Source organism: Caballeronia sp. A2-2, assembly GCF_057612605.2.
This window is the reverse complement of the sequence record NZ_CM172587.1, coordinates 1,201,190-1,224,031: the sequence shown is the minus strand read 5'-3', so window position 1 is coordinate 1,224,031 and position 22,842 is coordinate 1,201,190. Positions and strand designations below refer to the sequence as shown.

21 protein-coding genes are annotated in these 22,842 nt (G+C 61.9%); 11 read left to right on the top strand and 10 right to left on the bottom strand.

What is annotated here, in order from left to right:
- Positions 1 to 355: 355 nt before the first annotated feature.
- Together ispH and ACZCWR_RS05755 are read right to left on the bottom strand one after the other, a co-directional pair.
- The gene (gene ispH / locus ACZCWR_RS05760; RefSeq protein ID WP_487302752.1) at positions 356 to 1,324 is read right to left on the bottom strand and encodes a 4-hydroxy-3-methylbut-2-enyl diphosphate reductase; all 969 of its coding nucleotides are present in this window, start codon (positions 1,322 to 1,324) and stop codon (positions 356 to 358) included.
- A 3-nt stretch (positions 1,325 to 1,327) separates the two neighbouring features.
- Positions 1,328 to 1,783, bottom strand: a complete 456-nt coding sequence (locus ACZCWR_RS05755) for an FKBP-type peptidyl-prolyl cis-trans isomerase (RefSeq protein ID WP_487302751.1) — start codon at positions 1,781 to 1,783, stop codon at positions 1,328 to 1,330.
- A 222-nt stretch (positions 1,784 to 2,005) separates the two neighbouring features.
- Between ACZCWR_RS05755 and radC the strand changes: the two genes are divergently transcribed.
- The 4 genes from radC (at position 2,006) to nadB (ending at position 5,222) form a co-directional block, all read left to right on the top strand.
- Positions 2,006 to 2,740, top strand: coding sequence for a RadC family protein (gene radC, locus ACZCWR_RS05750; RefSeq protein WP_487302750.1), 735 nt, complete (start codon positions 2,006 to 2,008; stop codon positions 2,738 to 2,740).
- A 254-nt stretch (positions 2,741 to 2,994) separates the two neighbouring features.
- Positions 2,995 to 3,228: a 50S ribosomal protein L28 gene (rpmB, locus tag ACZCWR_RS05745; protein WP_008351171.1), complete on the top strand. Its 234-nt coding sequence runs from the start codon at positions 2,995 to 2,997 to the stop codon at positions 3,226 to 3,228.
- A gap of 11 nt (positions 3,229 to 3,239) precedes the next feature.
- The gene (gene rpmG / locus ACZCWR_RS05740) at positions 3,240 to 3,407 is read left to right on the top strand and encodes a 50S ribosomal protein L33 (RefSeq protein WP_014190626.1); all 168 of its coding nucleotides are present in this window, start codon (positions 3,240 to 3,242) and stop codon (positions 3,405 to 3,407) included.
- 216 nt (positions 3,408 to 3,623) lie between these two features.
- Complete coding sequence (gene nadB, locus ACZCWR_RS05735) at positions 3,624 to 5,222, top strand: L-aspartate oxidase (RefSeq protein WP_487302749.1); 1,599 nt, start codon at positions 3,624 to 3,626, stop codon at positions 5,220 to 5,222.
- Here the strand turns inward: nadB and nadC are convergent.
- From nadC to purN, 6 genes are all read right to left on the bottom strand, one after another.
- On the bottom strand, positions 5,219 to 6,082 hold the full coding sequence (gene nadC, locus ACZCWR_RS05730) for a carboxylating nicotinate-nucleotide diphosphorylase (protein ID WP_487303262.1): 864 nt from the start codon (positions 6,080 to 6,082) through the stop codon (positions 5,219 to 5,221). The genes nadB and nadC overlap by 4 nt on opposite strands.
- Before the next feature lie 5 nt (positions 6,083 to 6,087).
- A complete protein-coding gene (gene nadA / locus ACZCWR_RS05725) occupies positions 6,088 to 7,215 on the bottom strand; it encodes a quinolinate synthase NadA (RefSeq protein WP_487302748.1) in 1,128 nt (375 codons plus the stop codon).
- Positions 7,216 to 7,329: 114 nt separating this feature from the next.
- Entirely contained in the window at positions 7,330 to 8,526 is a 1,197-nt protein-coding gene (locus ACZCWR_RS05720; RefSeq protein WP_487302747.1) for a DesA family fatty acid desaturase, read from the bottom strand.
- Positions 8,527 to 8,766: 240 nt separating this feature from the next.
- Positions 8,767 to 10,131, bottom strand: a complete 1,365-nt coding sequence (locus ACZCWR_RS05715) for a mechanosensitive ion channel family protein (protein ID WP_487302746.1) — start codon at positions 10,129 to 10,131, stop codon at positions 8,767 to 8,769.
- A gap of 6 nt (positions 10,132 to 10,137) precedes the next feature.
- Positions 10,138 to 11,436 carry an RsmB/NOP family class I SAM-dependent RNA methyltransferase gene (locus ACZCWR_RS05710; RefSeq protein ID WP_487302745.1) on the bottom strand — a complete coding sequence of 433 codons (1,299 nt, stop codon included), beginning with the start codon at positions 11,434 to 11,436 and terminating at the stop codon, positions 10,138 to 10,140.
- Positions 11,433 to 12,083, bottom strand: coding sequence for a phosphoribosylglycinamide formyltransferase (purN, locus tag ACZCWR_RS05705; protein ID WP_487302744.1), 651 nt, complete (start codon positions 12,081 to 12,083; stop codon positions 11,433 to 11,435). The genes ACZCWR_RS05710 and purN overlap by 4 nt, the downstream gene beginning before the upstream one ends.
- A gap of 149 nt (positions 12,084 to 12,232) precedes the next feature.
- On the opposite strand from purN, the gene ACZCWR_RS05700 reads away from it, so the two are divergent.
- The 6 genes from ACZCWR_RS05700 (at position 12,233) to dut (ending at position 19,367) form a co-directional block, all read left to right on the top strand.
- Complete coding sequence (locus ACZCWR_RS05700) at positions 12,233 to 13,228, top strand: bifunctional riboflavin kinase/FAD synthetase (RefSeq protein ID WP_487302743.1); 996 nt, start codon at positions 12,233 to 12,235, stop codon at positions 13,226 to 13,228.
- A 95-nt stretch (positions 13,229 to 13,323) separates the two neighbouring features.
- Positions 13,324 to 16,155: an isoleucine--tRNA ligase gene (gene ileS / locus ACZCWR_RS05695; RefSeq protein ID WP_487302742.1), complete on the top strand. Its 2,832-nt coding sequence runs from the start codon at positions 13,324 to 13,326 to the stop codon at positions 16,153 to 16,155.
- Positions 16,155 to 16,670, top strand: coding sequence for a signal peptidase II (lspA, locus tag ACZCWR_RS05690; RefSeq protein WP_487302741.1), 516 nt, complete (start codon positions 16,155 to 16,157; stop codon positions 16,668 to 16,670). Before ileS ends, lspA begins: the two co-directional genes overlap by 1 nt.
- Positions 16,671 to 16,697: 27 nt before the next feature.
- Positions 16,698 to 17,909, top strand: coding sequence for a bifunctional phosphopantothenoylcysteine decarboxylase/phosphopantothenate--cysteine ligase CoaBC (gene coaBC, locus ACZCWR_RS05685; RefSeq protein WP_487302740.1), 1,212 nt, complete (start codon positions 16,698 to 16,700; stop codon positions 17,907 to 17,909).
- On the top strand, positions 17,906 to 18,916 hold the full coding sequence (locus ACZCWR_RS05680) for an LLM class flavin-dependent oxidoreductase (protein ID WP_487302739.1): 1,011 nt from the start codon (positions 17,906 to 17,908) through the stop codon (positions 18,914 to 18,916). The genes coaBC and ACZCWR_RS05680 overlap by 4 nt, the downstream gene beginning before the upstream one ends.
- Before the next feature lie 4 nt (positions 18,917 to 18,920).
- Positions 18,921 to 19,367, top strand: coding sequence for a dUTP diphosphatase (dut, locus tag ACZCWR_RS05675; protein ID WP_487302738.1), 447 nt, complete (start codon positions 18,921 to 18,923; stop codon positions 19,365 to 19,367).
- Positions 19,368 to 19,433: 66 nt separating this feature from the next.
- Here the strand turns inward: dut and clpA are convergent, their stop codons facing one another.
- Positions 19,434 to 21,737 (bottom strand): ATP-dependent Clp protease ATP-binding subunit ClpA, encoded by a 2,304-nt coding sequence (clpA, locus tag ACZCWR_RS05670; protein WP_487302737.1) that lies wholly within the window; start codon positions 21,735 to 21,737, stop codon positions 19,434 to 19,436.
- The gene (clpS, locus tag ACZCWR_RS05665; protein WP_487302736.1) at positions 21,734 to 22,048 is read right to left on the bottom strand and encodes an ATP-dependent Clp protease adapter ClpS; all 315 of its coding nucleotides are present in this window, start codon (positions 22,046 to 22,048) and stop codon (positions 21,734 to 21,736) included. The genes clpA and clpS overlap by 4 nt, the downstream gene beginning before the upstream one ends.
- Before the next feature lie 528 nt (positions 22,049 to 22,576).
- Between clpS and ACZCWR_RS05660 the strand changes: the two genes are divergently transcribed.
- Complete coding sequence (locus tag ACZCWR_RS05660) at positions 22,577 to 22,783, top strand: cold-shock protein (RefSeq protein ID WP_309830834.1); 207 nt, start codon at positions 22,577 to 22,579, stop codon at positions 22,781 to 22,783.
- The last annotated feature ends 59 nt before the right edge of the window (positions 22,784 to 22,842 follow it).

Genomic DNA, 22,842 nt, shown 5'->3' with positions numbered 1-22,842 from the left:
CCGTTCCAGGCTAAGGACGGGCGCATTGTAACGCTAAATATGAGACAGGCAATATTCCTGTGGGACGGGGTTTTCCAGCATTGCAACCCTACTTTTTGACCGATTTTTCGCAGATGGCGCAACCGGGTTGCGATTCAGATTTGTGCAGCAGTTGCACCATTCCGGGAGCAGGTTTATTTCCGGCCTTTTGCGCTTACGTTTGCGAGCGGATTTCGGGCTATCGAAAACGCCCCAAACTGGTGCTTCCCGTTGGTCCGATTATCGGCGCGGCGGTTCCTTGTCTTGAGTCCGGAAACGAAAAAAGCGCCCGGAGGCGCTTTTTTCGAGAACTTCGTCTAACTCGATAAACGGCAGATTACTGCGGCAGCGACAACCCGCGCGGCAGCGGAAACGCAATCGTCTCCTCGATGCCTTCCAGCGACCGCACACTGCGCACGCCCAACTCACGCAGCCGCGCGATGACCGCCTGCGCCAGCACTTCCGGCGCGGACGCGCCCGCCGTCACGCCGATGCGCTTCTTGCCTTCCACCCATTTCGGGTCGATCTGCGTGGGCGAATCCACCATGTACGAAGGGATGCCGCGCTTCTCGGCCACTTCGCGCAGACGGCTGGAGTTCGAACTGTTCGGGCTGCCGACCACGATCACCACGTCGCACTGCGGCGCGAGGATCTTGACCGCGTCCTGCCGGTTCTGCGTCGCGTAGCAGATATCCTGCTTCTTCGGCTCCTTCACCTGCGGATACTTCGCCTTGAGCGCATCGATGATGGCGGAGGCATCGTCCACGGACAGCGTGGTCTGCGTCACGTAGGCGATTCGCTGCGGGTCCGGCAGGTCGAGCGCCTGGACATCGTCGATATCTTCCACGAGGTGCATGCCCTCGCCCGACTGGCCCATCGTGCCTTCCACTTCCGGGTGGCCCTTGTGGCCGATCATCACGATATCGAAGCCGTCCTGACGCATCTTCGCCACTTCCATGTGGACCTTTGTGACGAGCGGACAGGTGGCGTCGAACACGCGCAAACCGCGCGCTTCCGCCTCGCCGCGCACTGCCTTCGAGACGCCGTGCGCGCTGAAAATCAGCGTGGCGCCTTCCGGCACATCGGCCAGATCCTCGATGAAGATCGCGCCCTTCTTGCGCAGATCCGCGACGACATAGGCGTTATGGACGATCTCGTGCCGCACGTAAATGGGCGCGCCGAACAGCTTGATGGCACGCTCGACGATCTCGATGGCGCGATCCACGCCCGCGCAAAAACCGCGCGGCTGGGCCAGCAGGATTTCGACGTCGGTCTGAACGTCGTTGAGGCTTTCAGTCAGGCTCATGGCTTACAGAATTCCGATGATTTTCACTTCGAAGGTCAGCGCCTGGCCGGCCAACGGGTGGTTGAAGTCGAACAGCGCCGACGTTTCGCCCACTTCCTTGAGCACGCCCGCATAGCGGCCGCCATTCGGCGCATTGAATTCGACGAGATCGCCGGGCGAAAAATCCTCGCCGATCATGCTGTTTTCACGCAGCGTCGCCAGCGACACGCGCTGAATCAGCTCCGGGTTACGCGGCCCGAACGCCTGCTCCGGATCTAGCCGAAAGGTCGAATGGTGCCCGACCTTCAAACCCAGCAGAATTTCTTCCAGCGGCGGCGCGAGTTGTCCTGCGCCGAGCAACAGCGTGGCGGGCTTGTCGTTGAAGGTGTTGACGATGTCGGCACCATCGGCCAATGCGAGCCGGTAATGAAGCGTGACGTGCGAACCGGGTTTCACCTCGGAAATATCGATGATGCTCATGAAATTTGAACGTGGCGGGTCAGTGGAGGCGCTTTCCGCGTGGTGCGCGCGTGCCTGTGCACCGTACGCAGCGGCTGGGAAACGGGATGCAGGAAAGCGCCGCATGCCGGATCGGACCAGAAGCCCAAGGCAGTATTGTAAGACAGAGTTGGAGTTCGCCGTGCCGACAGGCAATCGCCGTAATCCGACACGGCGCGCGACACATTATCACAGGAGCAGGTCATGGCCGCTGAACTGAAACTCGTCGGCGCGCCCTCGCCGGACGGCTTGAGCACGCCCCATGTGCCGATCCACGAGTGGGATGTCAACGAACGGCCGCGCGAGCGATTTCTCACGCTCGGCGCGGCCGCGCTGTCCGATGAGCAATTGCTGGCGGTGTTTCTACGTACCGGCGTGCGGGGTTCTTCAGCGGTCGATCTCGCGCGAGCGTTGCTCAAGCGCTTCGGCTCTCTGCGTGGCCTGCTCGACGCATCCGCGACGGAACTGCGGGGCGAGCGCGGCATCGGCGAGGCGCGCGCCGCGACCATTCTCGCGGTGTCGGAGCTTTTGCGGCGGGCGTTGTCCGAGAAAGCCCGCGAACGCACGATGCTCGATTCGCCCGGCACCGTCGAGGACATGTTGCGGCTCAGGATCGGCACGCTGCGGCGCGAAGTGTTCGTCGCGTTGTATCTGGACGGACGGCATCGGCTAATCGACTTGCGGGAGGAGGCGCACGGCACCCTCACGCGCGTTCCGGTGTTTCCGCAGGAAATCGCACGCCACGCGCTGGAAACGCACGCCGTCAGCGTGATCGTCGCGCATAATCATCCGTCCGGTGGCATCGAGCCGAGCGCGAGCGACCGCGCTCTGACGCGCACCATCAAGGACACGCTCAGGATCATCGACGTCAATCTGCTCGATCATTTCGTCGTGGCGAACAACGAGGTTTGCTCGTTCGCGCAGCTTGGCTGGCTCTGACGCATGTTTCTCAGCGCGCGCGACGGGTTGCAAACCATGAAACTGCTTGAAAATGCAGGAATTTTCCTGCTACAATCCGCGTTTGCTTCTCTCAACCCACCTGTTCTGGCTTACGTGGTCCTCATTGGCATAACCGTGCTGCCAAGTCCCCGATCAAGGCAATCGGGCGAATCAAGAGGCATCGGCGAACATTCCTGCAGTATCTAGCCTCCGTTCGCCGGGCGTTCGAACCAGACAAAATTAGGAGTATCAGCATGGCACGCGTATGCCAAGTAACTGGGAAAGGCCCGATGTCGGGCAACAACGTTTCCCACGCAAACAACAAGACCAAGCGTCGTTTCCTGCCGAACCTGCAGAACCGCCGTTTCTTCGTTGAAAGCGAAAACCGCTGGGTCCGTCTGCGCGTCTCGAACGCCGGTCTGCGACTGATCGACAAGAACGGTATTGACGCCGTGCTCGCGGATCTGCGCGCACGCGGTGAAATCTAAGGAGCACGCACATGGCCAAAGGCGCACGCGACAAGATCAAGCTGGAATCGACCGCAGGCACGGGTCACTTCTATACGACCACCAAGAACAAGCGCAACATGCCGGAAAAGATGCTGATCAAGAAATTTGATCCGGTCGCCCGCAAGCATGTTGACTACAAGGAAACCAAGATCAAGTAAGTCACTTGGTTTTGATTGCCTGACGGTTACAGCAAAAAGCCCCGCACACGCGGGGCTTTTTGTTTTCTGAAGTCTTTTCACGCGCTGTTCACATATTCGTGCATGGGTTTTTGCTGTCCCTCGTCAGGCGTGCGGGTTATGCTTGCCGCCTGCCGTCTTTGTGACAAGTTTCGACACAAAGGCGCAGCACAAGAACATGGACGGAGAACCGGCGGCATGAATTTCGATGTGGCGATCGTGGGAAGCGGCCTCGCGGGTCTGAGCGTCGCGTTGAATCTGGCGCAGACGCGGCGCGTCGCGATCATCGCCAAGCGCTCGGCGAGCGAAGGCGCGAGCGATTGGGCGCAGGGCGGCATCGCGGCGGTGCTCGATTCGGCGGACAGCATCGACAATCATGTGCGCGATACGCTCGTCGCGGGCGGCGGACTGTGCGACGAAGCCGCCACGCGTTTCATCGTCGAGAACGGGCGCGCGGCGATCGAATGGCTGATCGAGGAAGGCGTGCCCTTCACGCGCGACCGGTCGGCCGAACTCGGTTTCCATCTCACGCGCGAAGGCGGACACAGCCATCGGCGCATCATTCATGCGGCGGATGCCACCGGCCACGCGGTCGTCAGCACGCTCGGCGAGCGCGTGCGCAATCATCCGAATATCACGCTGCTGGAAGATCATTGCGCGATCGATCTGATCACGTCCGACCGGCTGGGATTGCCGGGGCATCGTTGTCATGGTCTGTATGCGCTCGATCTGACGAGCGGGCGCACGGTCACCATTCAGGCGCCGCATACCGTGCTCGCGACCGGCGGCGCGGGCAAGGTCTATCTCTACACGACGAACCCGGACACCGCGACCGGCGATGGCATCGCGATGGCGTGGCGCGCCGGCTGCCGCGTGGCGAACATGGAGTTCATCCAGTTCCATCCGACGTGTTTGTTCCATCCGTACGCGAAGTCGTTCCTCATTTCCGAAGCCGTGCGCGGCGAAGGCGGCATTCTGCGTCTGCCCGATGGCACGCGCTTCATGCCCGCCCACGACGAACGCGCCGAACTCGCGCCGCGCGATATCGTTGCGCGCGCGATTGACTTCGAGATCAAGAAACGCGGCATCGATTGCGTGTATCTGGACATCAGCCACCAGCCGCGCGCGTTTCTCGAAGAACATTTCCCGACGATTCTCGCGCGTTGCCGCGAATTCGGCATCGACATCGCGAAGGAGCCGATTCCGGTCGTGCCTGCCGCGCATTACACGTGCGGCGGCGTCGTGACCGATCTCGCGGGGCGCACCGATCGACCTGGCTTGTATGCCGTCGGCGAAACTTCGTACACCGGATTGCACGGCGCGAATCGGCTCGCGAGCAACTCGCTGCTGGAATGTCTCGTGGTAGGACGCGCCGCCGCGCAGGCGATCGAAGCGGACGGTTTCTCGAACGGCTGTCACGCGCAGTTGCCCGACTGGGACGAAAGCCGCGTCTCCGATCCCGATGAGGAAGTCGTCGTCGCGCATAACTGGGACGAACTGCGTCGGCTGATGTGGAATTACGTCGGCATCGTGCGCACGGACAAGCGGCTGGCGCGCGCGCAGCATCGGCTGGCGCTTCTGCGCGACGAAATCCACGAGTATTACGCGAACTTCAAGGTGAGCCGCGATCTGCTGGAACTGCGCAATCTCGTGGATGTAGCGTCGCTGATCGTGGAAAGCGCGTGCGCACGGCGCGAAAGCCGCGGCCTGCATTTCAGCCGCGATTGGCCTTCCACGTTACCGAAGGCGCTGCCCACGGTGTTGATGCCACCGCCCGCGCGCCGCCCGGCGATCTAGATCAGGCGCATCGAAAAGTCGGTTGCGCGCACGTCCTTCGTGAGCGCGCCGATGGAAATGCGATCCACGCCCGTCTCCGCAATCGCGCGAACGGAATCGAAATTCACGCCGCCCGAAACTTCGAGCAACGCACGGCCCGCCGTGATGCGCACAGCATCGCGCATGGCGTCGAGCGTGAAGTTATCCAGCAGAATCGACTCCGCGCGATGCGCCAGCGCCGTCTCCAGTTGTTCGAGCGTTTCCACTTCGATCTGAATCGACACGCCCGCGTTCAAGGCAAGCGCCGCATCCATCGCCGCGCCCACGCCGCCCGCCGCCGCGATATGGTTCTCCTTGATCAGAATGCCGTCGTACAGCGCGAGCCGCTGGTTCGCGCCGCCGCCCACGCGCACCGCGTACTTCTGCGCGAGCCGCAATCCGGGCAGCGTCTTGCGCGTATCGAGAATGCGCGCGCGCGTGCCTTCGATGGCATCGACATAGCGACGCGTCGCGCTCGCCACGCCCGAAAGCAATTGCAGAAAGTTCAGGCCGTTGCGCTCCGCCGTCAGCAGCGAACGCGCGGGACCGTGCAGCATCACGACAGGCGTATCCGCCTTCATGCGCTCGCCCTCGCGATACTGCCATTCCACTTCGATGGACGGATCGACGCGGCGCATCACCTCTTCGAACCAAGGCGCGCCGCACAGCACGGCCTCCTCACGCACGATGATGCGCGCCGTGCGCCGCACATCGGCGGGCACGAGGCGGCCGGTGTGATCGCCGCTGCCGACGTCTTCTTCCAGCGCATCGACGACATTGCGGGCCAGCGCGGCATCGAACGCTTCGCCGTATTGCTGGCGGACTTCCTCGAAGATCGACATCGACATCACGCGGCTCCCACGTTGGTGAACAGCGCGCTGTCTTTCGCGAGATCGCCGCTCGTCTGCACGCGCTTCTTGTGACGCGCGGCGAAGTCGAGCATGCGATCGATCGGCACACGCGCGCGTTCGCCGATGGCGGCATCGACATGAATTTCGTTGTGGCCGCGTTCGAGCACGTCGGCGAGATTGGCGAGGCCGTTCATCGCCATCCACGGGCAATGCGCGCAACTCTTGCAGGTGGCGCTGTTGCCGGCGGTCGGCGCTTCGATGAACGTCTTGCCGGGCGCGGCGAGCCGCATCTTGTGCAGAATGCCCAGATCCGTCGCGACGATGAAGCGCTGCGCATCCAGCTTCACGGCGGCGTCGATCAACTGCGTGGTCGAGCCGACGACATCCGCGAGCTTCACAACGCCTTCCGGCGACTCGGGATGCACGAGAATCTTCGCGTCGGGATATTCGGCGCGCAGCAAATCCAGTTCGACGCCCTTGAACTCGTCGTGCACGAGACACGAGCCTTGCCACAACAACATGTCCGCGCCGGTCTTCTTCTGGATGTAGCCGCCGAGATGCCGGTCCGGCGCCCACAGGATTTTCTCGCCGCGCGCGTGCAGGTCCGCGACGATTTCCAGACCGATGGACGACGTGACCATCCAGTCCGCGCGCGCCTTCACCGCCGCGCTGGTGTTCGCGTAGACGACGACGGTGCGGTCAGGGTGGGCATCGCAGAAAGCGGAAAATTCGTCGGCGGGACAGCCGAGATCGAGCGAACACGTGGCGTCGAGATCGGGCATGAGAATGCGCTTGTTCGGACTCAGGATCTTCGCGGTCTCGCCCATGAAGCGCACGCCCGCGACGACCAGCGTCTGAGCCGCGTGATCGCGGCCGAAGCGCGCCATTTCGAGCGAATCGGCGACGCAGCCGCCGGTTTCATCCGCGAGTTCCTGAAGTTCGGCATCGACATAGTAATGCGCGACCAGCACCGCTTTTTCTTGCTTCAACAACGCGCGGATACGTTCCTTCAGCTCCCGCTTGCGCTCTAGCGAGGGCGCATCCGGCACCCGCGCCCACGCTTCGCCCACTCCACACGTCAGGCCTTGCGGCCGGTCGTACTCGACGCTCCTGATCGCTTCCATTTCCCTGTCCCCTGCATTTTTGCGAACGACACCATGCGAAATCCGGCCGCCAAAAACAAAAACCCCGCCAGAGCGGGGTCTTGTGACGTCATTAAATTTTAACGGATTCGCGCGTCAGGCGTAGCGTCGCAAACGCAGGGCAAAGTCCTGCAAAGCCTTGATGCCGCTCTGCTCCGCACGATGCACCCAGTCCTGCAACTGCACCAGCAACTGCTCGCGCGATGCGTTCGACCGGTCCCACATCGCCGCCAGATCCTTGCGCAGTTCGATGTACGTACGCAGCTTCTGGTTGTCCAGATACAGTTCCGGCAGTTGCTTGCGCTGCGGCTCGTCCAGACCTTCTTCGTCCTTGTGAACCCACTTGCGCGCACCGCGCATCAACTGATACTTCTCGCGCGCGCCAGCTTCCTTCAGCTTCACGAGTTCCTGAGCGTAGGCGCGCTTGAGCGCCTTGCCGTAACGCGCCATGACTTCGTAGCGGTTCGACAGCACGGCCTGCAACGTGTCCTGATCCAGCACGGACTTGCTCGCGGCTAGCTTCGGCGTCGGCGCGATCTTCTTGACCTTCGCCAGACCGACGAACGACATCATGCGGATGTACATCCAGCCGATATCGAACTCGTACCACTTGTTCGACAGCTTGGCCGACGTCGCGTGCGTGTGATGGTTGTTATGCAGTTCTTCGCCGCCGATCAAAATGCCCAGCGGGAAAATGTTGGTGCTCGCATCCGGCGAATTGAAGTTGCGATAACCCCACCAGTGCGCGAGACCGTTGACCACGCCTGCCGCCCAGAAAGGAATCCAGATCATCTGCACGGCCCACACGGACAGCCCGACGATGCCGAACAGCGCGACGTCGATCACCATCATGATGCTGATGCCGAGGATCGGATAACGCGTGTAGACATTGCGCTCGATCCAGTCATCCGGCGTGCCGTGGCTGAACTTGCGCATGGTTTCTTCGTTCTTCGCTTCCGTGCGATAGAGTTCGGCGCCTTCGAGCAACACCTTCCAGATGCCGCGCGTTTGCGGGCTGTGCGGATCTTCTTCGGTCTCGCATTTGGCGTGGTGTTTACGATGGATGGCCGCCCACTGACCGGTCAGCATGCCGGTGGTGGACCAAAGCCAGAAGCGGAAAAAGTGGCTCGCGACGGGATGCAGATCCAGCGCGCGATGCGCCTGACAGCGATGCAAGTAGATCGTGACGCCGGCGATGGTGACGTGCGTCATCGCGAGCGTGAACAGGATGATCTGCCACCAGGAGGCGTTCAGCAATCCGTTTGCAAGAAAATCGAGGGAGGAATTCAGCAAGGCGATTTACCTTTGTACCTGTGAAATTCGGAAAAAATGGCTTATGAAACTTGACCTTAAGACGTTGTCGGGCACCTGAAAGCTGCCTGATATGGTTCGATCGCATTCTACTTCATGCGTTCCAACTCATTGTCGGAAAGGTGAAATTTTTTGAATGCTATCAAATCGGGGGAGATCTCACGTCCCGAAAAGATCCTATTTCCTGGTTCAAATCAGGAGATTGAGCTTTTCAGCGCATCTTCAAGCGCTTGGCGCAGGACTGTCGGGCCGAAGCCCGGTATTTAATGCCGATGTGTTCGACATTTGTTCAGCGCTCCCGACGATCCTGATTTCGCGCTGCGCGTAAGGAATCTCGATACCATGCTCGCAGAATAACCGCCAAATGTTACGGTTCACCTGCGACCTTACGCCGCCCGTGCCTTTCGCGGCTTCTTCAATCCAGAAGCTCAGTTCGAGATTGACGCCATCCGCGCCGAAGTTTGCGAGCAATGCGGCGGGCGCGGGATCGATCAACACACGTTCGACGCCATTTGCCGCTTCCACTAATAAGCGCATGGCCTGTTCCACGTCGCTGCGATAACTCACCTGCACCGCGACTTTCGCGTTACCGCGCGTCAAGTACGACGAATGATTCTGCACGACATCCGTGATGAGCTTCTCGTTCGGAATAAGCGTTTCGATGCCATCCAGCCCACGCACGACCGTGTAGCGCGTGCGAATCTGCGTGACGGTGCCCTGGCTGCCGCTCACGCTGATCATGTCGCCCAACCGCAGCGAACGATCCAGCAAGATGATGAAGCCCGACACGTAATTACTGGCGATCTTCTGCAAGCCAAAGCCCAACCCAACGCCAAGCGCGCCGCCGAACACCCCCAACACCGTGATATCGATGCCGACGATCGACAGGCTCACGAGAATCGCGGCCAGAATCATCAGCGCCCGCGCGACGCGTGCGAGCACCACCTTGAGATTGGCATCGAGGGAACGCGCGCGCATCAGGCGCTCGTCGAGCAGCGCGCCCGCCCACATCGCGACGATCAGCGTCACGCACACCCACAGCACGCCCGAGGCGAGCGAGAGCAGCGTCATGTGCGCGTTGGCGAAGTTGAAGCGCACGCTCGCCATCCAGCGCACGACGTCGTCCTGAATGCCCATCACGGTGAGCAGCATCGCGACCCAGACGATCACGGTCACGAGCTTTTCGAACAGATACAGCAGCGCGCCCGCCTCGTGCTCGCTGCCCGCGCGGCTGAACACGCGCCGCGCGACGTAGAACATCATGTAAATCACGGTGATGCCGCACAACGGCACCAGCGCGAGCCGCAAGAACGCCGTGTGGATGACCGGCGCCAGCGCCAGTTGCGCGAGCGTCACCAGCACCGTGCCGAGCAGCGGGAACAACGCTTTGTTGAGACTTTCCGCGCCGAAGCGCACGGCTTCGAAACGCGACTGGCGGCGCACATCGAGTTTCTTGCGCAGCACGCGCGCCAGCCACCACGCCACGACCAACATGCCGAGCAGCACCGCGACCTGCCAGATGACCTCGGGCTCGCCGAAATCGCGTGCGAGCCGTTCGAGGAAATCGTTCAGGAAGCGGTTGGACATGCTGACTTACGCGGTTTCTTCGACCGCAGGCGCCGCTTTCGATGCATCCGGCACGCGCTCCAGCACGGCGGCGAAGAAGCCGTCGGTGCCGTGCTTGTGCGGCCACAGCGAAAGGTAATCGCCGGTATCGAGATCGATGCGCTGTTCCGCGAGCACCTCACGCGCGGGCACGACGCGGAAGTTCGGATGCGTCTCCAAAAACTGCGCGACGACGTTCTCGTTCTCCGCTTCCAGCATGGAACACGTCGCGTAGACGAGCCGCCCGCCGACCTTCACGAGCCGCGAGGCGTTCGTGAGAATCGAGAGCTGCTTGGGCGTGAGTTCCGCCACGGACGTAGGCGATTGCCGCCACTTCAGATCAGGATTGCGACGCAGCGTGCCGAGCCCCGAACATGGCGCATCGACGAGCACGCGGTCGATCTTGCCCGCGAGGCGCTTGATCTTGGCATCGTGTTCGCTGTCGATCAGCACGGGATTCACATTCGACAGCCCGCTGCGCGCAAGGCGCGGCTTGAGCTTGGCGAGACGCTTGTCGGAGACATCGAACGCGTAGAGACGGCCGGTGGAACGCATCATCGCGCCGAGGGCGAGCGTCTTGCCTCCCGCGCCCGCGCAGAAATCCACCACCATTTCGCCACGGCGCGGAGCCATCAGCGAGCAAAGCAACTGGCTGCCTTCGTCCTGCACTTCGATCCAGCCTTCCTGAAACGGCGCGAGACGCGTGAGCGCGGGCTTGCCGTCCACGCGAATGCCGAACGGCGCGAACGGCGTTTCGCCCGCATCGATGCCAGCTTCCACGAGCGCCTTGATGACGACATCGCGATTCGCCTTGATCGGGTTCGCGCGCAGATCGAGCGGCGCGGGATAGTTCAGCACGGCGGCGAGCTTCGCCATTTCATCGGCGTCGAAGCGTTTGCTCAGTGCATCCGAAATCCATTGCGGCAGGTTGAAGCGCACGCGCATGGGCAGGCTTGCCGGATCGATCTTCGAGACTTGCGAGAGCCATTGATACTCGTCGGCGGACACATGCGGCTTGAGCGCCGAAAGACCGGCCGTCTGCATCAGCCCGAGCAGCGCAAGACGCCGCGCCTGATTGCCGCTGCCGCTTTCCGCCAGATGCGAAAACTCCATCTTCCGGCGCAGCACGGCGAACACCGCCTCCGCGATCACCCCACGCTCGCCATGCCCCAACTTCGGATGCGCGCGGAAAAAGCGGCTGGTCGCGGCATCGGCGGGACCGGCGAAGCGCAGCACGTCCGCCAATAACGTTTCGGTTTGTCCAATCAAGAATCCATGCAGCCTCATACGCCCTCCCCGGCAATGTCGGCAAAGAGCCATTGCGGCTCAGACGGCGTGAGAGCGACACGTTCGCCCTCGATAAAAAGACGCCCTTCGATAAACCAGCGCACCGCGCGCGGGTAGATGATGTGTTCGACCGTCAGCACGCGCGCGGCGAGCGCGGCGGCATCGTCACCGGCCATCACCGGGACGACGCCTTGCGCGACGACCGGTCCATGATCGAGCGTCGGCGTGACGAAATGCACCGTGGCGCCATGCACGCGCACGCCGGCATCGAGCGCCTGTTGATGCGTGCGCAGCCCCGGAAACAACGGCAGCAGCGACGGATGCACATTCAGCATGCGCCCGGCATAGCGCAGGACGAAATCATCCGTCAGCACCCGCATGAAACCCGCGAGCACGACGAGGTCCGGCGCGTGCCGGTCGATTTCGCGCGCGAGCGCTGCATCGAACGCTTCGCGCCCGTCAAACTGCCGATGATCCACCACCTGCGTTTCGATGCCGTTCGCCGCCGCAAAGGCGAGCCCGGCGGCATCCGGATTATTGGAAATGACCGCACAGACGCGCGCCGGCCAGCCTTCGCGCGCGCAAGCACGCACGACGGCCTCCATATTGCTCCCGCGTCCGGAGATCAGAATGACGATTTTTTTCATCCGCGAATTTTATCACCCGGCTTGGCGAAAATCGTGCCAATGGTCCTCATCCACGCGCCGCGAAAGCCGCGTGCGCCCGGGCGTCGCGGCGAACGTTTATAATCTAACGCTTTGCAGCATCGAGCCTTTTTCACCGACCAACGCCCATCGTGAGAGTCTTCCGCGGCCTCCCCAATGCCGAAAGCCGGTCGCCCTGCGCACTGACCATCGGCAACTTCGACGGTGTCCATCGCGGCCATCAGGCGCTGCTCGCGCGCGTGCGCGCCGCCGCGGACGAACGCGGGCTGCCCGTCTGCGTCATGACCTTCGAGCCGCATCCGCGCGAGTTCTTCAATCCTGCGGGCGCGCCGCCGCGTATCGCCATGCTGCGCGACAAGCTCGAAGCGCTGCGCACCAACGGCGTGGACCGCGTCGTGGTCGAGCATTTCAATCACACCTTCGCAAGCCAAACGCCGGATACGTTCGTGAAGAACGTCATCGTCGATGGTCTGCACGCGCGCTGGGTCATGGTCGGCGACGACTTCTGCTACGGCGCCAAGCGCGCGGGCAACTTCGCTTCGCTCAAGGCAGCAGGCGATCAATACGGTTTCGAAGTCGAGCAAATGGCGACCGTCGCGCATCCGAACGGCGCGCGCATTTCGTCGTCGTCGGTGCGCTCGTCGCTGGTCGCGGGCGATCTGGACGCGGCGCACGTCGCGCTCGGGCGTCCGTATGTCATCAGCGGTCATGTGGTGCATGGCGCGAAGCTCGGCCGCGATCTCGGCTTTCCCACGCTGAACCTGCCGATCGCGCACAAGCGTCCGGCGCTCGCGGGCATCTTCGTCGTCCGCGTGCACGGTCTCGCGGATGACCCGCTGCCCGCCGTCGCCAGTCTCGGTCTTCGTCCCACCGTGGACGATTCCGGCCGCGTGCTGCTCGAAGTCTTCGTACTCGACTGGCACGGCGACGCCTACGGAAAGCTGGTTCGCATCGAATTCCTGAAAAAGCTGCGCGACGAGGAGAAGTACATCGACCTCGAAACGCTCACCGCCGCCATCGCACGCGATGTCGACAACGCGCGCGCGTACTTCGGCCTGCCGCCCGCGAGCAACGCCGGCAGCCGCGCAACCGGTTTCGCCATTTCGGCCACCGATCGAATTAGGTAAGCGCGCGGTGCGTTCTGCGCCGCCCGCTGCCCCGTGATCGAATCAATCGCGCACTGTCCGTCACGCGCCGTCTCACCGAATTCACCGAGTCATTCATGAGCGACAAGAAAGAAAAAGCCTCCTCGAAGTACCCCGTCAATCTGCTCGACACGCCGTTTCCCATGCGCGGCGACCTGCCCAAACGCGAACCGGCGTGGGTCAAGGAATGGCAGGACAACAAGGTCTACGAGAAAATCCGCGCGGCATCCAAGGGCCGCAAGAAATTCATCCTGCACGATGGCCCGCCGTACGCGAACGGCGACATCCACCTGGGCCACGCGGTCAACAAGATCCTGAAGGACATGATCGTCAAGGCGCGCAATCTCGCGGGCTTCGACGCCGTGTACGTGCCGGGCTGGGATTGCCACGGCATGCCGATCGAAATCCAGATCGAAAAGCAGTTCGGCAAGTCGCTGCCGGCCATCGAAGTCATGCAGAAGGCGCGCGCCTACGCGAGCGAGCAGATCGAGAAGCAGAAGGTCGGCTTCCGCCGTCTGGGCGTGCTCGGCGACTGGGACAATCCGTACAAGACCATGAACTTCGTCAACGAAGCGGGCGAAATTCGCGCGCTCGGCAAGATCATGGAGAAGGGTTATGTGTATCGCGGACTGAAGCCGGTGAACTGGTGCTTCGATTGCGGCTCGGCGCTGGCGGAAGCGGAAGTCGAATACAAGGACAAGACCGATCCGACCATCGACGTGTTGTTCGCGTTCGCGGAACCGGAAAAGACCGCCGCCGCGTTCGGCCTGAACGCGTTGCCGCGCGCGGAAGGCGGCATCGTCATCTGGACGACGACGCCGTGGACCATTCCCGCGAATCAGGCGTTGAACGTGCATCCGGAGATCGTCTATGCGCTCGTCGATACGCCGCGCGGGCTGCTGATTCTCGCACAGGAACGTGTCGAGGAATGCCTGAAGAACTATGGCCTGAGCGGCGAAGTCATCGCCACGGCGACCGGTGAAAAGCTCGCGAATCTGCGCTTTCATCATCCGCTGGCGGCGGCGCATCCGGGCTACAAGCGCACCGCGCCGGTTTATCTCGGCGAATATGTGACGACGGAAAGCGGCACGGGCATCGTGCATTCGTCGCCGGCGTATGGCGTGGAAGACTTCGTGTCGTGCAAGGCGCACGGCATGTCGGATTCGGACATCATCAGTCCGGTGATGGGCGATGGGCGCTATATCGAATCGTTGCCGTTGTTTGGCGGGCTGTCGATCTGGAAGGCAAATCCGCAGATCGTGGAAGCGCTCGAAGGCGCGGGCTCACTGCTCAAGACCGAAAAGTACGTGCACAGCTACATGCATTGCTGGCGGCACAAGACGCCGATCATCTATCGCGCGACGTCGCAATGGTTCGCGGGCATGGACCTGACGCCGAAAGACGGCGGCAAGACGCTGCGCGAAACCGCGCTCGAAGGCGTGGAAAACACGGCGTTCTACCCGTCGTGGGGCAAGCAACGTCTGTACAGCATGATCGCGAATCGGCCGGACTGGACGCTGTCGCGTCAACGCCAATGGGGCGTGCCGATGGCGTTCTTCGTGCACAAGGAAACCGGCGAACTGCATCCGCGCACGCCGGAACTGCTGGAAGAAGTGGCGAAGCGCGTCGAGGAAGGCGGCATCGAAACGTGGCAGAAGCTCGATCCGCGCGAGCTGATCGGCGACGACGCCAACCTCTACGAAAAGAACCGCGACACGCTCGACGTGTGGTTCGATTCCGGCACGACGCACTGGCATGTGCTGCGCGGCTCGCACAAGGATTCGCTGCAATTCCCGGCTGATTTGTATCTCGAAGGCTCGGACCAGCATCGCGGCTGGTTCCATTCGTCGCTGCTCACGGCGTCCATGCTCGATGGCCGCGCGCCCTACGACGCGCTGCTCACGCACGGCTTTACCGTCGATGGCGAAGGCCGCAAGATGTCGAAGTCGCTCGGCAACGGCGTCGATCCGCATGAGGTGTCGAACCGGCTGGGCGCGGAAATCATCCGCTTGTGGATCGCCTCGACGGATTATTCGGGTGAGCTTGCGATCTCGGAGGAAATTCTCAAGCGCGTGACGGAGACGTACCGACGTATCCGCAACACGCTGCGCTTCCTGCTGGCCAATCTCTCGGACTTCGATTTCGCGAAGAACGCGGTGCCGGTGAACGAGTGGCTCGAAATCGATCGATACGCGGTCGCGCTCACGCACAATCTTCAGGACGACGCGCTCGCGCACTACGAGAAGTACGAGTTCCATCCGGTGGTCGCGAAAATCGCGACGTACTGCTCGGAAGATCTCGGCGGCTTTTATCTCGATGTGCTGAAGGACCGTCTCTACACGACCAAGCCTGATTCGCGCGAGCGTCGTAGCGCGCAGACGGCGCTCTATCACATCGCGCATGGTTTGCTGAGGCTGGTCGCGCCGTATCTTTCGTTCACGGCGGAAGAGGCGTACAAGGTGCTCAAGCCGGGTCAGGACACCATCTTCACCGAGGTCTACGCCGAGTATCCGCAGATCGCGAACTCGGGCGAATTGCTCGACAAGTGGACGCTCATCCGCAGCGCGCGCAGCGATGTGACCAAGGCGCTGGAAGAAGCACGCACGGCGAATCTGATCGGCTCGTCGCTGCAGGCGGAAGTGGTCGTGCGCGCGAGCGGCGCCCGTTACGACGCGCTGCAAAGTCTCGGCGATGCATTGCGCTTCGTGCTCATCACCTCATCGGCGCAAGTGGAAAAAGTGGCGGGCGAAGCGGAAGAAGGCGTGGATGTCGCGGCATCGACGTATATGAAGTGCGAGCGCTGCTGGCACTATTGCGCGGATGTCGGCTCGCACGCGGAACACCCGGGCTTGTGCGGCCGATGCTTCTCCAATCTGTTCGGCACGGGCGAAACGCGAGGCGCAGCATAATGGCTCCGACGATGGCGAAACAAACTTCGAGTAAAAGCAGCAGCGGATCGCTTGCGCCGTGGATCGGCATTGCGCTGATCGTGATTCTGTTCGATCAACTGACGAAGATCGCGGTGCAGAAGGTTTTCGGTTATGCCGAGCCGCATGCAATCGCGCCCTTCTTCAATCTGTTCCTCGTCTATAACAAGGGCGCGGCGTTCAGCTTTCTCGCGCTGGCGGGCGGCTGGCAGCGCTGGGTGTTCACGGCGCTCGGCGTGGTCGCGGCCGTCGTGATCTGCTATCTGTTGCGCCGGCATTCGGGCCAGCGGCTCTTTTGCACGGCGCTCGCGCTCATCATGGGCGGCGCGATCGGCAATGTGATCGACCGGTTGATGTACGGTCATGTCATCGACTTCCTGGATTTTCATGTGAAGACGTGGCACTGGCCGGCGTTCAATCTCGCCGACAGCGCGATCACCATCGGCGCGGTCTTGCTGGTGCTGGACGAATTGCGGCGCGTGCGCGGTTCGCGCTGAACGCCGATCTTCAGAGACGGAGGCAAGTTGGAACTCGCGGGCAAACATCTCGTGTTGGGTCTGACCGGCGGCATCGCGTGCTACAAGATCGCGGAACTCACGCGCTTGCTCATCAAGGGCGGTGCGACCGTGCAAATCGTGATGACGGAAGCGGCCACGCAGTTCATCACGCCGGTGACCATGCAGGCGCTCTCCGGGCGTCCTGTCTACACGTCGCAATGGGATGCGCGCATGCCGAACAACATGCCGCATATCGATCTTTCGCGCGAGGCGGATGCCATCGTCATCGCGCCGGCTTCCACGGATTTCATCGCGAAGCTGGCGCAGGGAAGGTGCGACGATCTGCTCTCGACGCTGTGCATCGCGCGGGATTGTCCGCTGCTCGTCGTTCCCGCGATGAACCGCCAGATGTGGCAGAACCCGGCGACGCAACGTAACGTCGCGCAACTGCGCGCGGATGGCGTGGAAGTGCTCGGGCCCGACTCCGGCTCGCAGGCGTGCGGCGAAGTCGGCGACGGACGCATGATCGAACCGGAAGCCGCGTTCGAAGCCATCTGCGCGTTTTTCCAGCCGAAGATTTTGCGCGGCCAGCGCGTTCTGATTACCGCCGGTCCCACGTTCGAACCGCTCGATCCGGTGCGCGGCATCACCAATCGTTCATCGGGCAAGATGGGTTTCGCGCTTGCACGCGCGGCGGCTCAGGCGGGCGCGGATGTGCATCTCGTCGCCGGTCCCGTTTCCTTGCCGACGCCGTGGGGCGTTTATCGCGAGGACGTGCAGACCGCGCAGCAAATGCACGATGCCGTCATGCAGGCCACGCCCGACGCGGACATTTTCATCGCGGTCGCGGCGGTGGCGGACTGGCGCGTGGATCACGTCAGCGAGCACAAGATCAAGAAGACCGGCGACGGCGCGTTGCCCACTTTCAGCTTCGTCGAGAATCCCGACATCCTCAAATCGGTGGCGATGCTGCCGAACCCGCCCTACTGCGTCGGCTTTGCGGCCGAAAGCGGCGACCTCGATATACACGGCGCCGAGAAGCGCGCGCGCAAGGGCGTTCCGCTGCTGATCGGCAATCTCGGCCCGCTCACGTTCGGGCAGGACGACAACGAAGTCGTGCTGTTCGAAGCAAGCGGCACGACGCCGCTGCCGCGCGCGAATAAGCAGGAACTCGCGCGCACGCTCATCGTGGAAATTGCCAAACGCGCGCCGAAAACCGGCGGCGCGCTTCTGTCATGACGAAACTCTCGATTCTCGACCAGACCCCGGTCATTCAAGGCCACACGACGGCGGATGCCATCGCGGCCACGCTCGATCTCGCGCAACTCGCCGACGATCTCGGCTACACGCGCTACTGGTGCGCGGAGCATCACGGCTTGTACGGCGTGTCGAATCCGTGCCCCGAAGTCATGCTCGCGCGCATCGGCAGTCTGACGAAGCGCATGCGCATTGGTTCGGGCGGCGTGATGCTGCCGTACTACTCGCCGTTCAAGGTTGCCGAACAGTTTCTGATGCTCGAAGCGCTGTTTCCGAACCGCGTCGATCTGGGCGTCGGGCGCGCGCCCGGCGGCGACATGCGCACGGCGCAGGCGGTCGCGGCGGGTTCGTACAACAGTGGCGATATTTTCCCGCAGCAAGTCGCCGAACTTGTCGCACTGTTCGACGGCAAGCTCCCCGACGATTCCCTCGCGCGCGGCGTGCTGCTTCAGCCGCAAATCGACACGCGTCCCGAACTTTGGATGCTCGGGTCGTCGGATTTCGGCGGGTTGCTGGCGGCGCAACTGGGCATTCGGTTTGCGTTCGCGCACTTCATCAATCCGCGGATCGGGCATCACGTGGCGGAGGCGTATCGTGAGCGCTTTGTCGCCGGGCACGAAGCGAAGCCTTATCTCGCGGCGGCGGTGTTCATCGTCTGCGCGGATACGGATCGCGAAGCCGAAGCGCTCGAACGCGCCGTCGATCTTCGTCGCGTGCAGATGGCGTACGGGCTGAATCAGCCGATTCCGTCCATCGCGCAGGGAATTTCGCAGGTCTATGGCGAGCGCGAACTCGCGGTGATCGCGCATGAGAAGGCGCGCAGCATCATCGGCACGCCGGAGCGCGTGACCGAACGCATGCACGCGCTACAGGAACAGTTCGATGCCGATGAACTCATCGTGCTGACAGTCGCCGGCAGTTACGCGGCACGCACGCGCTCTTATCAACTTCTGGCCGAGGCGTTCGACCTCGGCCGTTCGAATCGGTAGAAACATGAAACTCGACGTCAAGATTCTCGATGCGCGCATGCGCGACTTTCTGCCCGCCTACGCCACGCCCGGCAGCGCGGGGCTCGATCTGCGCGCTTGTCTGGATGCGCCGATGGTGATCGAGCCGCATCAAACCGTGCTCGTGCCGACGGGGCTTGCGATCCATCTGGCCGATCCGGGTTACGCGGCGGTTATTCTCCCGCGCTCGGGTCTAGGCCATAAGCACGGTATCGTGCTCGGCAATCTCGTCGGCCTGATCGATTCGGATTACCAAGGTCAACTGATGGTCTCGACGTGGAATCGCGGCGACACGGCCTTCACGCTCAACCCGATGGAACGCCTCGCGCAGATGGTGATCGTGCCGGTGGTGCAGGCGCAGTTCAACATCGTCGATGAATTCGATCTCAGCGAGCGCGGCGCGGGCGGCTTCGGCAGCACAGGCAAGCACTAACGGCCTGAATAAAAAAACGGCGCGGATTGAACTCCGCGCCGTTTTCACTTCTGTTGCAGCCCTCGATCAATCCACTTCGATCGTTTCCGGATTCGGACTCCGAGGCGGTGACGGATTCTCGTCGAACGTCAGACTCACCTTGTCTTCCGCATCCACGTCCACGGTCACGCGGCCACCGTTGAGCAGCTTGCCGAACAGCAGTTCGTCGGCCAGCGCACGACGGATCGTGTCCTGAATCAGACGTTGCATCGGACGCGCGCCCATCAGCGGATCGAAACCGTGCTTCGCGAGATGCTTGCGCAACGCATCCGTGAAGACCGCATCGACCTTGCGCTCGTGCAACTGATCTTCCAGTTGCATGAGGAACTTGTCGACCACGCGCAGGATGATTTCCTCGTCCAGCGAGCGGAAGCTGATGATCTGGTCCAGACGGTTACGGAACTCCGGCGTGAACATGCGCTTGATGTCGGCCATTTCGTCGCCCGACTCGCGCTTCGCCGTGAAACCGATCACCGCCTTGCCCATGGCTTCGGCGCCCGCGTTCGTCGTCATGATGATGATGACGTTGCGGAAATCTGCCTTGCGGCCATTGTTGTCCGTCAGCGTGCCGTGGTCCATCACCTGCAGCAGCACGTTGTAGATGTCCGGATGTGCCTTCTCGATTTCATCCAGCAGCAGCACGCAGTGCGGCTTCTTGGTGACGGCTTCCGTCAACAGACCGCCCTGATCGAACCCGACATAGCCCGGCGGCGCGCCGATCAGCCGGCTCACCGCGTGACGCTCCATGTACTCCGACATATCGAAGCGCAGCAGTTCGATGCCCAGCGTGAACGCCAGTTGCTTCGCCACTTCGGTCTTGCCGACGCCCGTCGGTCCCGAGAACAGGAACGCGCCGATCGGCTTGTCCGTCTTGCCGAGACCCGCGCGCGCCATCTTGATCGATGCCGACAGCGCATCGATGGCCGGGTCCTGACCGAACACCACGGCCTTGAGGTCGCGGTCCAGCGTTTGCAGCTTGCTGCGGTCGTCCTGCGACACGCTTTGCGGTGGCACGCGCGCGATCTTCGAGATGATCTCTTCGATCTCGCTCTTGCCGATGGTCTTCTTCTGCTTCGACTTCGGCAGGATGCGTTGCGCCGCGCCTGCTTCGTCGATCACGTCGATGGCCTTATCCGGCAAGTGACGATCCGTGATGAAACGCGCCGACAGTTCAGCCGCCGCCGACAGCGCACCCGACGAATACTTCACGCCATGATGCTCTTCGAAGCGCGTCTTGAGGCCGCGCAAAATGGCCACAGTCTGTTCGACGGTCGGTTCCGTGACATCGACTTTCTGGAAGCGCCGCGACAACGCCGCGTCCTTCTCGAAGATGCCGCGATATTCCGTGAACGTGGTCGCGCCGATGCACTTCAACTGCCCCGACGACAACGCCGGCTTCAGCAGGTTCGATGCATCCAGCGTGCCGCCCGATGCCGCGCCCGCGCCGATCAGCGTGTGAATTTCGTCGATGAACAGAATGGCGTGCGGACGCTCCTTCAGTTCCTTCAGCACCGTCTTGAGACGTTGCTCGAAGTCACCGCGATACTTCGTGCCCGCGAGCAGCGCGCCCATGTCGAGCGAGTACACCTGCGCGTCGGCCAGAATGTCCGGCACTTCGCCGCGCGTGATGCGCCACGCCAGCCCTTCGGCGATCGCGGTTTTACCCACGCCGGCTTCGCCGACCAGCAGCGGATTGTTCTTGCGGCGGCGGCACAACACCTGCACCACGCGCTCGACTTCCGACTCGCGGCCGATCAGAGGATCGATCTTGCCGTCCTTGGCGAGTTGGTTGAGATTCTGGGTGAACTGCGCAAGCGGCGTTTCCTTCTGCGCGGCGGCATCTTCCGATTCGGCGTTGGTTTCGCTGCTGGCCTTGGCCGCATCGCCGCCATTGGTCTTTGCGATACCGTGCGAAATGAAATTCACGACATCCAGACGCGTGACGCCCTGCTGTTGCAGGTAGTACACCGCGTGCGAATCCTTCTCGCCGAAGATCGCAACGAGCACGTTCGCGCCGGTCACTTCCTTCTTGCCGTTCGAGGTCGATTGCACATGCATGATGGCGCGCTGGATCACGCGTTGAAAACCCAGCGTCGGCTGTGTATCGACATCGTCCGTGCCGGGCACGGTCGGCGTGTTGTCATGAATGAAATTGCGCAGGTTCTGACGCAAATCTTCAATGTTGGCCGCACAGGCGCGCAACACTTCAGCGGCGGTCGGATTGTCCAACAGGGCGAGCAACAGATGTTCGACCGTTATGAACTCATGCCGCGCCTGACGTGCTTCCATAAACGCCATGTGCAGACTGACTTCCAGTTCCTGGGCAATCATGCTTCCTCCATCACGCACTGCAGCGGATGCCCCGACTGCCGTGCATGGCTAACGACTTGCTCAACTTTGGTCGACGCGATATCCCGCGTGTAGACCCCACAAACTCCCCTGCCTTCACGATGAACCTTCAGCATGATCTGCGTCGCAGTCTCGCGGTCTTTATTGAAGTATTCCTGCACGACCATCACGACGAATTCCATCGGCGTGAAGTCGTCATTCAGCAGAACCACTTTGTACATGGCCGGCGCCTTGAGCTTCTGCTCCTGCCGCTCCAGTACCGTGCCGTCCTGCTTGTTGGGATTTATCGCCATACACCCATTCTAAACAACACGGACGCCATCGCAATCGCGGCTCCGGCATCGATCAACCGATCGGAAACACTTGCCGAAACACTACACACAACTAGCGTCCATCTAATCCTGCCGCCGCCCAATGTTCGGCGCGGCCCGTTTGCACCTCGTCGAAACCAGTATCGCACAGCTTCAAAAAAAACAATTCGAAGCCCTTGAGTGCGTTGCCGGGATGCATCTGGCGGTACCACACAAGTGAGACGATTATGCGACTTTTCAAGAGGCCTTGCTTGGACGGGACCGCACACGGCGCGCCGGGAATTACCCTACGAATGCGACAGACACAACGAGCTTAACGGCCATCCCAAAATTTCCTTGACACCTGATTTAAGAGATTCAACAATCAAACTGGCACTTTTTTCCGGGGGCCTCCGGACAAGAAAGGCCGAGGTGAGCTTGTGAGGAGCGGGCGTCAGGACAATGTGGGGTTGTCTGCCCGAATTTTCGAGCGTGCTCAGGGTTGCGACGAGAGTTAGAGGGGAAGTACGAATGTCTACTGGTACGGTCAAATGGTTCAACGACGCGAAAGGCTACGGATTCATCACGCCCGATGAAGGCGGCGAGGATCTGTTCGCACATTTCTCGGCGATTCAGATGAACGGTTTCAAGACGCTCAAGGAAGGCCAGAAGGTCAGCTTTGAGATTGTTCAGGGACCGAAGGGCAAGCAGGCATCGAACATCCAGGATTCGGCCTGACCGTTCGATAGCTGCGTGTCTCTTGAAACCCGGCCTCGATGTCGGGTTTTTTTATGGGC